The sequence below is a fragment of the uncultured Stenotrophomonas sp. genome (assembly GCF_963519925.1).
GTDB classification, from domain to species: domain Bacteria; phylum Pseudomonadota; class Gammaproteobacteria; order Xanthomonadales; family Xanthomonadaceae; genus Stenotrophomonas; species Stenotrophomonas maltophilia_AE.
In genome coordinates, this window is the sequence record NZ_CAUQPH010000127.1 from 1 (window position 1) to 10432 (window position 10432).

The window sequence follows — 10432 nt, forward strand, 5'->3', positions numbered from 1 at the left end:
ATGCAGGAGGGCCTGCCGGCCTCGCTGGCGGAGCCGGCGCTGCCCGACCACGTGCTGCGCCTGCCGGTGCTCGGGCGGGTCGCCGCCGGCCTGCCGATCGGCGCCGACATCGGCTCGGACGATTTCGTGGTGCTGGACCGGGTGTTCTTCTCGCCGGCGCCGGACTACCTGCTCAAGGTCCAGGGCGATTCGATGATCGACGAAGGCATCTTCGATGGCGACCTGATCGGCGTCCATCGCACCCGCGATGCCCGTTCGGGACAGATCGTGGTGGCCCGGATCGATGACGAGATCACCGTCAAGCTGCTGAAGATGGGCAAGGACCGGATCCGGCTGCTGCCGCGCAACCCGGATTACCAGCCCATCGAAGTCCTGCCCGACCAGGACTTCGCCATCGAGGGGCTGTACTGCGGACTGCTGCGGCCCAACCGCTGATCCCTTCCATGCCTGAAATGCACGGTCTTTTGTGGCGATTCTCTGGTTCTGCTGAGGTTGGTACGGATGTCCGATAATTTTTTTCCGAATGCCGGGCAGAATCTCAGCCTGTGCGATACGCCAACTTTAAAGTGACCCTGTGGCCAAGAAGACCTCCAAAGACATCACCTCCAACGACATGACCTCTGCAAGGACCAATCCGATGGACGAGAACAAGAAGCGCGCCCTCACCGCCGCCCTGAGCCAGATCGAAAAGCAGTTCGGCAAGGGGTCGGTCATGCGCATGGGCGACCGCGTCATCGAGGCCGTCGAGGTCATCCCGACCGGCTCGCTGATGCTCGACATCGCGCTGGGCATCGGTGGCCTGCCGAAGGGCCGGGTGGTGGAAATCTATGGTCCGGAATCCTCGGGCAAGACCACCCTGACCCTGCAGGCGATTGCCGAGTGCCAGAAGAAGGGCGGCACAGCCGCCTTCATCGACGCCGAGCACGCGCTCGACCCGATTTACGCCGCCAAGCTGGGCGTGAACGTGGACGACCTGCTGCTGTCGCAGCCGGACACCGGTGAGCAGGCGCTGGAAATCGCCGACATGCTGGTGCGTTCGGGCTCGGTGGACATCGTGGTGGTCGACTCGGTCGCCGCGCTGACCCCAAAGGCCGAAATCGAAGGCGAAATGGGCGACCAGCTGCCGGGCCTGCAGGCTCGCTTGATGAGCCAGGCGCTGCGCAAGCTGACCGGCAACATCAAGCGCTCCAATACCCTGGTGGTGTTCATCAACCAGCTGCGCATGAAGATCGGTGTGATGATGCCGGGCCAGAGCCCGGAAGTGACCACCGGCGGCAACGCGCTGAAGTTCTACGCCTCGGTCCGCCTGGATATCCGCCGCATCGGCGCGATCAAGAAGGGCGACGAGATCATCGGCAACCAGACCAAGATCAAGGTCGTCAAGAACAAGCTGGCGCCGCCGTTCAAGCAGGTCATCACCGAGATCCTGTACGGCGAAGGCATCAGCCGCGAAGGCGAACTGATCGACATGGGCGTGGAAGCCAAGCTGGTCGAGAAGGCCGGCGCCTGGTACAGCTACGGCGAAGAGCGCATCGGCCAGGGCAAGGACAACGCCCGCGGTTACCTGCGTGACAACCCGCAGGTGGCCCAGCGCCTGGAAGCCGAGCTGCGCGAGAAGTTCCAGCCGGCCGAAGCTGTCCGTGAGGGTGGCGAGGACGACGGCGAAGACGACGCCGAGTAAGTTTCCTGCGGGGCAGGGCAGCGCCGTCAGTGACGCTTGCCCTGTCCCGGGGGTTCAACATTCCCCCGACGGGGGGAGCGCCATGGACGGCGCAATTCATCGAGGTGCCCATGCACGACCCAGACGCCCCGGCACCCGGCCGCAAGCGCCGCGTCCGCGAACAGACCCCGGTCCAACGCGCGCTTGGCCTGCTGGTACGGCGTGAGCATTCGCGCAAGGAACTGACCCGCAAACTCACCGCACGCGGGATCGACACCGACGACGCCGCCGCTGCCGTGGACAAGCTCACTGAAGCCGGCTGGCAGGACGACACCCGCTTTGCCGAGAACCTGGTCCGGGTCCGCGCCAACACCGGTTACGGGCCCATCCATATCCGCGCCGAACTGGGTACCCATGGCCTGGACAGCGAGCAGATCGCGGCCGCCATGGACACCTTCGAGGGCGATTGGGTCGAGAATGCCCGGGACCTGGTCCGGCGCCGGTTTGGCGAGGCCGGGCCGCAGGAGCTGCCCCAGCGCCGCAAGGCGGCCGATCTGCTGGCCCGCCGGGGTTTCGACGGCGACAGCATCCGCCGCGCGACACGCTTCGACCTGGATGAATGACCGCCCGCACACGCACGGCGTGTCCCCACGCCCCGGGCCTGTTACCCTTTGTGGTTTCGGCGGTCCCGTAGGTGACACCCGGCCATAGGGGCCGCGTGCCAGGGGCCGACCGGCCCGCAGACAGCCAGCCCCCCCATGACCGAATCCGCCAAGTTCACCACCTCCCAGATCCGCAGCGACTTCCTTGAATTCTTCAAGGGCAAGGGCCACACCATCGTGCCGTCGGCGCCGCTGGTGCCGGGTAACGACCCGACCCTGCTGTTCACCAATTCCGGCATGGTGCAGTTCAAGGACGTGTTCCTTGGCGCCGAGAAGCGCAGCTACGTGCGCGCGGCCGACGTCCAGCGCTGCCTGCGCGCCGGCGGCAAGCACAACGATCTGGACCAGGTCGGCTATACCGCGCGCCACCACACCTTCTTTGAAATGCTGGGCAACTGGTCGTTCGGCGACTACTTCAAGAAGGACGCCATCGCCTGGGCCTGGGAACTGCTGACCCAGGTCTGGAAGCTGCCGGCGGACCGCCTGCTGGTCACGGTGTACCAGACCGATGACGAGGCCTACGCGTTGTGGCGCGACATGGTCGGCATTCCGGAAGCGCGCATCGTGCGCATCGGCGACAACAAGGGCGCACCGTTTGCCTCGGACAACTTCTGGCAGATGGCCGATACCGGCCCGTGCGGCCCGTGCACCGAGATCTTCTACGACCACGGCGACCATATCGCCGGGGGCCCGCCCGGCTCGCCGGACGAAGACGGCGATCGCTACATCGAAATCTGGAACCTGGTGTTCATGCAGTTCGACCGCCAGCCGGACGGCACCCTGGTGCCGCTGCCGGCGCCGTGCGTGGACACCGGCATGGGCCTGGAGCGCCTGGCCGCGATCCTGCAGCACGTGCATACCAACTATGAGATCGACCTGTTCCAGGCGCTGATCCGCAAGGCCAGCGAACTGACCGGCATGGCCGACCTGGAAAACAAGTCGCTGCGCGTGATCGCCGACCACATCCGCGCCTGCTCGTTCCTGATCGTCGACGGCGTGCTGCCGTCCAACGAAGGTCGCGGCTATGTGCTGCGCCGTATCATCCGCCGCGCCCTGCGCCATGGCTGGATGCTGGGCGTGCGCCAGCCATTCTTCAGCAAGCTGGTGCCGACCCTGGTCGAACAGATGGGCGAGGCCTACGCCGAACTGCCGGCCCAGGCCGACACCGTGGTGCGTGCCCTGCAGGCCGAAGAAGAGCGCTTCGCGCAGACCCTCGACTCGGGCATGAAGATCTTCGACGACGTCGCCGCGCAGGTGAGCAACGGCGTCATTCCGGGCGTCGATGCCTTCCGCCTGTACGACACCTACGGCTTCCCGCTCGACCTGACCCAGGACATCGCGCGCGAGCGCGACCTGACCGTGGACATCGACGGATTCAACGCGGCGATGGAAAAGCAGCGCGACGACGGCCGCAAGGGCGGCAAGTTCGGCGGCGGCGTGACCCTGTCGGCCGAACTGGTCGCCACCCTGACGCCCACCGCTTTCCTCGGCTATGACAGCCTGCAGGCCGACGGCCTGACCGTGGTGGCCCTGCTCAAGGACGGCCGCCCGGTCGACAGCGCGCACGCCGGTGACGAGCTCATCGTGCTCACTGACAAAACGCCGTTCTACGCCGAGTCCGGCGGCCAGGTCGGCGACACCGGCCAGCTGCTCGGCAACGGCGTGCAGCTGCAGGTCAGCGATACGCAGAAGTTCGCCGGCCAGTTCCATGGCCACGTCGCCACGCTCACCCAGGGCAGCCTGAAGGTCGGCGACGTGCTCAGTGGCCAGATCGACGGCCAGCGCCGTGGCGCCACCATCCTCAACCATTCCGCTACCCACCTGCTGCACGCCGCCCTGCGCGAAGTGCTGGGCACGCACGTGCAGCAGAAGGGCTCGCTGGTCGCGCCGGACCGCCTGCGTTTCGACTTCTCCCATTTCCAGCCGATCAGTGCCGACGAACTGGCGGTGATCGAGCGCAAGGTCAACGAGCAGGTGCGGGCCAACAACGCCGCCGAAGTGCACACCATGGCCATGCAGGAAGCGCTGGACTTTGGCGCGATGGCCCTGTTCGGCGAAAAGTACGGCGAGAACGTGCGCGTGCTGAAGATGGGCGACTACTCCACCGAACTGTGCGGCGGCACCCACGTGACGCGCACCGGTGATATCGGCCTTTTCAAGATCACTTCCGAAGGCGGCGTGTCCTCGGGCGTGCGCCGCATCGAGGCGGTGACCGGGCAGGGCGCGCTGGACTACGTCGCGCACGAAGAAGCACAGCTGGCCGAAGCCGCCGCACTGCTCGGCGGCAATGCCGGCGACGTGGTCGACAAGGTCCGCCAGCTCGGCGAGCGCCAGAAGAAGCTGGAACGCGAACTGGAGTCGCTCAAGGCCAAACAGGCTGCCGGTGCGACGTCGGATCTGGGCTCCAGCGCAGTCGAGGTTAAAGGCGTCAAGATTCTTGCCGCGCGTCTGGAAGGTTTCGACGCCAAGGCGCTGCGTGAAGCGATCGACCGCCTGAAGCAGCAGCTGGGCGACGCGGTGATCGTGCTGGCCGGTGCCCAGGACGGCAAGGCCGCGCTCGTGGCCGGCGTGAACGGCAGTGCAACGGGCAAGGTAAAGGCCGGGGAACTGTTGTCCCATATCGCCAGTCAGATCGGGGGCAAGGGCGGCGGCCGCCCGGACCTCGCCCAGGGTGGTGGTGAGGACGGGCCCGCCCTTGCTTCCGCACTGGCCGCCGTCGTGGACTGGGTCACCCCCCGTATCTGAACGCCTGACGCCTCCTGCTCCTTGATGGCTCGGGAGGGCTGACGGTACTATGGCTAATCCTTTCCCTTTGTCGTGTGGCGTTCCCCCAGGGGGCGCCGAGCCGGTGGGGAAAATCCACCGGTTCCCTGGAGATTTGCAAAAATGTTGATCCTGACTCGCCGCGTAGGCGAAACCCTGATGATCGATGGCTCGAACGCAGCGGGTGGCCTGAATTCCCTGGTCACCGTGACCGTGCTCGGCGTCAAGGGCAATCAGGTGCGTATCGGTATCACCGCAGCGAAGGACGTGGCCGTGCACCGCGAAGAGATTTACCAGCGCATCCAGCGCGGCGACGAGCCGAACGCATCCGGAAGTGAAAATTCTTCCGATTAAGGCTTTACGTTGGGGTGTGAAAAACGTTATTCTTCGCGCCCCCGCTGAGAAGAAACACGCAGCGGCGAAACACGGAATCTGGAGCGGTGCCCGAGTGGCTGAAGGGGCTCCCCTGCTAAGGGAGTATACGGCCAAAAACTGTATCGAGGGTTCGAATCCCTCCCGCTCCGCCAGTAAAGAAAAGGCCTTCGTACGCAAGTACGAAGGCCTTTTTCTTTGCCTGCCGCGTGCGCCTGTTGCCACTGCGTTGACGCTGTCGCGCACGCTGTCCACCGGCCACCTGCGAGGGTAGGGGCTTCCCCCTGCAGCAGGAGCCGCCGTGAACGCACGTCGCCATTTCCTTTCCGTTGCCGCCGCCGGCACCGCCGCGCTGGCCAGCTCAACGCTCATGGCGCAGTCCGCCGGTCCCGGCAGCGTGCTGCCCACGCGCGGTCGCGCCAGTCCCCGGCCGCTGGCCACCAACCCGTCCACCGGGAAGGGCCGGTTCCGTCCGCACACCCGGCTGGGATTGGGGGGTGTCGCGGTGGGCAACGGGTTTGCGCCGGCTACCGACGCGCAGAGCGAACAGACGCTGGCCGCCGCCTATGCGGCGGGCGTGCGGTGTTTCGACACCTCGCCCTGGTATGGACTGGGCCTGAGCGAGCGGCGTTTCGGCCACCACCTGCACAACCATCCGGCGCGCGAGTACACCCTGTCGACCAAGGTGGGGCGGCTGCTGACCGCGACCGCCGGCGCGCTGCAGCCGACCATGTGGAAGGAGCCGTCGCCGTTCCTCTATCGCTATGACTACTCGGCCGACGGCGTGCGCCGCTCGGTGGAGGACAGCCTCAACCGGCTGGGCGTGGCGCAGCTGGACGTGGTGTACATCCACGACCTGTCGCCGGACAACGAGAAGGATCTGGGGATGCCGTGGGAGCAGCGTTTTGCCGAAGCGGCCAAGGGCGCCATGCCGGCGCTGACCCGCATGCGCGAGGAAGGCCTGATCAAGGCGTGGGGTTTTGGCGTCAACCGTCCCGAACCGGCCCTGCGCGCGATCGAGGAGGCCGACCCGGACATCTTCCTGCTGGCCTGCCAGTACTCGCTGCTGGACCATGAAGCGGCGCTGCGCGACACCTTCCCCGCGATCGCGCGGCACGGCGCCTCGGTAATGGTGGGCGCGCCCCTGCTGGCCGGCTATCTTGCCGGTCGCGATCGCTATCTCTACGACGGCACGGTACCGGCGTGGGCGCCGAAAAAGCGCGCCGCGGTCCAGGCGATCTGCGATCGCCACGGTGTCGACCTGCGCACCGCGGCGCTGCAGTTCGCCGATGCACCCGAGGTGGTGTCGGCGGTGATTCCGGGCGCGCGCACCGCCGAACAGGTACAGGCCAACGTGGCCTCGATGTCGGTCGCGATCCCCGCGGAGTTCTGGGCAGAGTTGAAGCAGGCCGGCCTGATCGCGCAGGACGCACCGGTGCCGGGCGCCTGACCCGTGCGAACGCCCCGGTGGTCCGGGGCGTTCGGCGGCGGTGTCTTACAGGGGCAGGTCGAACACCAGCACTTCGGCATCGTTGGCGTTTTCCAGGGTCAGCTGCGCCTCGTCGGTGACCTGCAGCGCATCGCCGGTGTCCAGGGTGATGCCGTTGACCTGCAGCTGGCCACGCGCGACCTGCACGTAGGCGCCGCGGCGCGGGGCCAGGGCCAGGTGGACGCGCTCGTCGCCATCCAGGATCGTGGCGTAGATGTTCGCATCCTGGTGGATCAACAGCGACCCGTCGCGCCCATCCTTCGAGGCGATCAGGCGCAGCTGGCCGCGCTTGGCTTCCGGGGCGAAATGGGTCTCCTGGTAGCTCGGGGTGATGTCCTTGGTGTCCGGGAACAGCCAGATCTGCAGGAAGTGCACGGTTTCGTCGGCCGAGTGGTTGAACTCGCTGTGGCTGACCCCGCTGCCTGCGCTCATGCGCTGGACGTCACCGTAGCGCAGCACCGAGCCGGTGCCCATCGAGTCCTTGTGTTCCAGCGCGCCGCCCAGCACGTAGGAGACGATCTCCATGTTGCTGTGGCTGTGCGTGCCGAAACCCTGGCCGCCGATCACCTTGTCTTCGTTGATCACCCGCAGCGGGCCGAAGCTGGTGTAACGCTCGTCGTAGTAGCCGGCGAAGGAGAAGGTGTGCTGGGAGTTCAGCCAGCCATGCTTGGCCTGGCCACGGGTAGCGCTCTTGCGGATCTGCAGCATGGGGAGTCTCCTTGGTGTTCGATGGTTTCGATGGCGGTCCGGGTCGGTGTGTGCCGCCCCTTTCCTGTTGGCGCCCAGTATCCGCTTGCGTCCGTGGTTTGAAAAACGGATAGTTTTGGAATTCATCATCGAAATTTTCGAATGCTCAAGCTCAGCCTCGACGCCCTGCAGATCCTGGATGCCATCGACCGCCGCGGCTCGTTTGCCGCGGCCGGCAAGGAGCTGCACAAGGTGCCCTCGACCATCTCCTACACCGTCTCCAAGCTGGAGCAGGACCTGGGGGTGCAGCTGTTCGACCGGATCGGCCCGCGCGCGGAGCTGACCGAGGCCGGCGTGGCCCTGCTCGAGGAAGGGCGGCACCTGCTGCGCGCCGCCCGTGAGCTGGAAATGCGGGTCCGTCGGGTCGCCTCGGGCTGGGAGGCGGAACTGACCGTGGCGCTGGATTCGATGTTCCAGCCGGCGCTGCTGGCCGAAGACGTGCGGGCCTTCAGCCAGGTGGCCGAACAGACCCGCGTCCGGCTGATCAGCGAAGCCCTGTCCGGCACCTGGGAGGCGCTGCTGGACCGGCGCGCGGACCTGCTGGTTGGTGCGGCGGGCGAGGGCCCCAGTGGTGGCGGCTACGTGGTGGAGCCATTAGGGGTGGTGCGGTTCGTGTTCGCCGTGGCCCCCGGCCACCCGCTGGCGGCCGGCACCGCGGCGCTGACCCGTGAGCAGCTGGCGGCGCATTGCGCGATTGCCGTGGCGGACTCTGCGCGCCGCCTGCTGCCGCGCACGGTCGGGCTGCTGATGGGGCAGGAAACGGTGACCGTGCCGGACATGCTGAGCAAGTTCCGCATGCAGTGCGCAGGGCTGGGCTTCGGTTTCCTGCCCGAGCCCTACGTGCAGGCCGCGGTGGCGCAGGGCAGGCTGGTGGTGCGGCAGGTGGAGGAGCCCAAGCCCGAAGAGACCTTCTGGCTGGCCTGGCGCACGGGCGAGGAAGGCGCGGCACTGCGCTGGTGGCGGGAGCGCATGCGCACGCAGGGGCTGATGGAGGGTTGGTGGGGGAAAATGCAGGACTGGCTGTAGAGCCACGCCCTGCGTGGCTGAGGACCAGTGAAACCCTGAACAATCCCCGCACTGTCACCATTCGGTCATCCAGTTGCGGTAGAGCGCCCGGCGCACGCCCGATACCCTGCGCGGCTCATCGTGAACCCCTCTGCCCATGAAACGCCTGCTGCTGCTCGTGCTGGCCGGGGCTGGCCTGTGGCTGGCCGCGTGCTCCTCACTCACTTCTTCCGCTGCCTCGACCTCGCTCAGCGACCGGCTGGTCGCGCCCGGTGGCGTGTCCACGCTGCTGGATGCCGCGCGCATCGCCAAGGCGGTCGATGCGGTACCGAATCGCCATGGTTTCGTGACCGGGCGTGCCGGCGTGCCGCTGTTCTGGCGTGCATTCGATCCCGGTCGCTACGGCCTGCGCTATCGGTACCTGCCGCAGCACCACGAAAACGGCGAGCCGCTCGACACCGGGCTGCAGCTGTCGGTGCCGCATCCGTTCAAGGCGCAGGCGCCGCGCGGCACCGTGGTGCTGCTGCACGGCTGGATGATGAACGGTGATTCCATGCTGCCGTGGTCGCTGCAGCTGGCCGAATCCGGCTACCGAGTCATCACCATCGACCTGCGCAACCACGGCCATTCCGGCGCCGGCCCATCGGGGTATGGCACGTTCGAATCCGATGACGTGGTCGACGTGATCGCGGCGCTTCGTGCGCGGGGTGAAGTGACCGGGCCGTTGTATCTGTTCGGGGTGTCCTACGGCGCCGCCACCGCGCTGTTCACCGCGGACAAGCTGGGCGACCAGGTCACCGGCGTCGTGGCGATGGAGTCGTTCGCCAACGCCGGCGATGCGATCCGCAGCATGATCCCGCACCTGATGTCGCTGCATCCCACGGCGTGGAAGGCACAGGCGATGGCAGCGTACGGGCGCTGGCGGTACGGCGGGCAGGACATCGACAAGGTGATCGCAGCCGCCAGCCAGCGCCTGGACCTGGACCTGGATGGCGTGGACGTGACCCGCGCGGTGGCCGACACCCGCGCCTGCGTGCTGCTGCTGCATGGCCAGCAGGACGCACACGTCCCGGTGGGGCAGGGCCGCCGGATCGCGGCCGCCAGCGACCGCGTGCATTACATCGAACTGCGCGGCGAAGACCACATCAGCCTGCCGTTGCGGCTGGACCTGCTCGGTGGGGTGGTGGATGACTGGTTGGCGCATGACGATCATGCGGGCGGCGCCTGTCCGGCCCCGGTGCTGCCGGCGGAGGCGGTGGCAGCCACGCAGGGCGTGGCGCTACGATCCGGCCTGGCGTAGCGCGACGCCCTGCGTGGCCGCGTCGACGGGCGCGCACAAAAAAAGCAGCCATCGGCTGCCTTTTTTCCAACCCTGCAATGGTGCGCCCGGAGAGATTCGAACTCCCGACCGCCTGGTTCGTAGCCAGGTACTCTATCCAACTGAGCTACGGGCGCATTTGCAATGTCGCCGCGATGTAATGGTGCGCCCGGAGAGATTCGAACTCCCGACCGCCTGGTTCGTAGCCAGGTACTCTATCCAACTGAGCTACGGGCGCATTTGCAATGTCGCCGCGATGTAATGGTGCGCCCGGAGAGATTCGAACTCCCGACCGCCTGGTTCGTAGCCAGGTACTCTATCCAACTGAGCTACGGGCGCATTTGCAATGTCGCCGCGATGTAATGGTGCGCCCGGAGAGATTCGAACTCCCGACCGCCTGGTTCGTAGCCAGGTAC

The 10432-nt window shown here is 66.8% G+C and carries 9 protein-coding genes and 4 tRNA genes; 9 read left to right on the plus strand and 4 right to left on the minus strand.

What is annotated here, in order from left to right:
* The 7 genes from lexA to RWO33_RS16545 form a co-directional block, all read left to right on the plus strand.
* The coding region (lexA, locus tag RWO33_RS16515) for a transcriptional repressor LexA (protein WP_314106249.1) at positions 1-435 on the plus strand (435 nt) is incomplete at its 5' end.
* A 202-nt stretch (positions 436-637) separates the two neighbouring features.
* On the plus strand, positions 638-1681 hold the full coding sequence (gene recA / locus RWO33_RS16520) for a recombinase RecA (RefSeq protein WP_145478528.1): 1044 nt from the start codon (positions 638-640) through the stop codon (positions 1679-1681).
* A 110-nt stretch (positions 1682-1791) separates the two neighbouring features.
* On the plus strand, positions 1792-2283 hold the full coding sequence (recX, locus tag RWO33_RS16525) for a recombination regulator RecX (RefSeq protein ID WP_314106250.1): 492 nt from the start codon (positions 1792-1794) through the stop codon (positions 2281-2283).
* Positions 2284-2418: 135 nt separating this feature from the next.
* Positions 2419-5067: an alanine--tRNA ligase gene (gene alaS / locus RWO33_RS16530; protein WP_314106251.1), complete on the plus strand. Its 2649-nt coding sequence runs from the start codon at positions 2419-2421 to the stop codon at positions 5065-5067.
* A 141-nt stretch (positions 5068-5208) separates the two neighbouring features.
* Positions 5209-5439, plus strand: coding sequence for a carbon storage regulator CsrA (csrA, locus tag RWO33_RS16535; RefSeq protein WP_145477992.1), 231 nt, complete (start codon positions 5209-5211; stop codon positions 5437-5439).
* Positions 5440-5519: 80 nt separating this feature from the next.
* A tRNA-Ser gene (locus tag RWO33_RS16540) sits at positions 5520-5612 on the plus strand.
* Positions 5613-5758: 146 nt separating this feature from the next.
* Positions 5759-6907 carry an aldo/keto reductase gene (locus RWO33_RS16545; protein WP_314106252.1) on the plus strand — a complete coding sequence of 383 codons (1149 nt, stop codon included), beginning with the start codon at positions 5759-5761 and terminating at the stop codon, positions 6905-6907.
* Between the two features lie 45 nt (positions 6908-6952).
* Here the strand turns inward: RWO33_RS16545 and RWO33_RS16550 are convergent, their stop codons facing one another.
* Positions 6953-7654: a pirin family protein gene (locus RWO33_RS16550; RefSeq protein WP_314106253.1), complete on the minus strand. Its 702-nt coding sequence runs from the start codon at positions 7652-7654 to the stop codon at positions 6953-6955.
* A gap of 141 nt (positions 7655-7795) precedes the next feature.
* Here RWO33_RS16550 and RWO33_RS16555 point away from each other — a divergent pair, with 141 nt between their 5' ends.
* Together RWO33_RS16555 and RWO33_RS16560 are read left to right on the plus strand one after the other, a co-directional pair.
* Entirely contained in the window at positions 7796-8719 is a 924-nt protein-coding gene (locus RWO33_RS16555) for a LysR family transcriptional regulator (protein ID WP_314106254.1), read from the plus strand.
* Positions 8720-8855: 136 nt separating this feature from the next.
* Positions 8856-9998 (plus strand): alpha/beta hydrolase, encoded by a 1143-nt coding sequence (locus RWO33_RS16560; RefSeq protein ID WP_314106255.1) that lies wholly within the window; start codon positions 8856-8858, stop codon positions 9996-9998.
* A 78-nt stretch (positions 9999-10076) separates the two neighbouring features.
* Here the strand turns inward: RWO33_RS16560 and RWO33_RS16565 are convergent.
* The 3 genes from RWO33_RS16565 to RWO33_RS16575 form a co-directional block, all read right to left on the minus strand.
* Positions 10077-10153 (minus strand) — tRNA-Arg (locus RWO33_RS16565).
* 24 nt (positions 10154-10177) lie between these two features.
* Positions 10178-10254 (minus strand) — tRNA-Arg (locus RWO33_RS16570).
* A gap of 24 nt (positions 10255-10278) precedes the next feature.
* A tRNA-Arg gene (locus tag RWO33_RS16575) sits at positions 10279-10355 on the minus strand.
* Between the last annotated feature and the right edge of the window lie 77 nt (positions 10356-10432).

Bases quoted from the DNA above. Each gene is read 5' to 3' on its own strand.
- recA (WP_145478528.1), top strand. From the start codon at position 638: ATGGACGAGAACAAGAAGCGCGCCCTCACCGCCGCCCTGAGCCAGATC.
- recX (WP_314106250.1), top strand. From the start codon at position 1,792: ATGCACGACCCAGACGCCCCGGCACCCGGCCGCAAGCGCCGCGTCCGC.
- alaS (WP_314106251.1), top strand. From the start codon at position 2,419: ATGACCGAATCCGCCAAGTTCACCACCTCCCAGATCCGCAGCGACTTC.
- csrA (WP_145477992.1), top strand. From the start codon at position 5,209: ATGTTGATCCTGACTCGCCGCGTAGGCGAAACCCTGATGATCGATGGC.
- RWO33_RS16550 (WP_314106253.1), bottom strand. From the start codon at position 7,654: ATGCTGCAGATCCGCAAGAGCGCTACCCGTGGCCAGGCCAAGCATGGC.
- RWO33_RS16555 (WP_314106254.1), top strand. From the start codon at position 7,796: ATGCTCAAGCTCAGCCTCGACGCCCTGCAGATCCTGGATGCCATCGAC.
- RWO33_RS16560 (WP_314106255.1), top strand. From the start codon at position 8,856: ATGAAACGCCTGCTGCTGCTCGTGCTGGCCGGGGCTGGCCTGTGGCTG.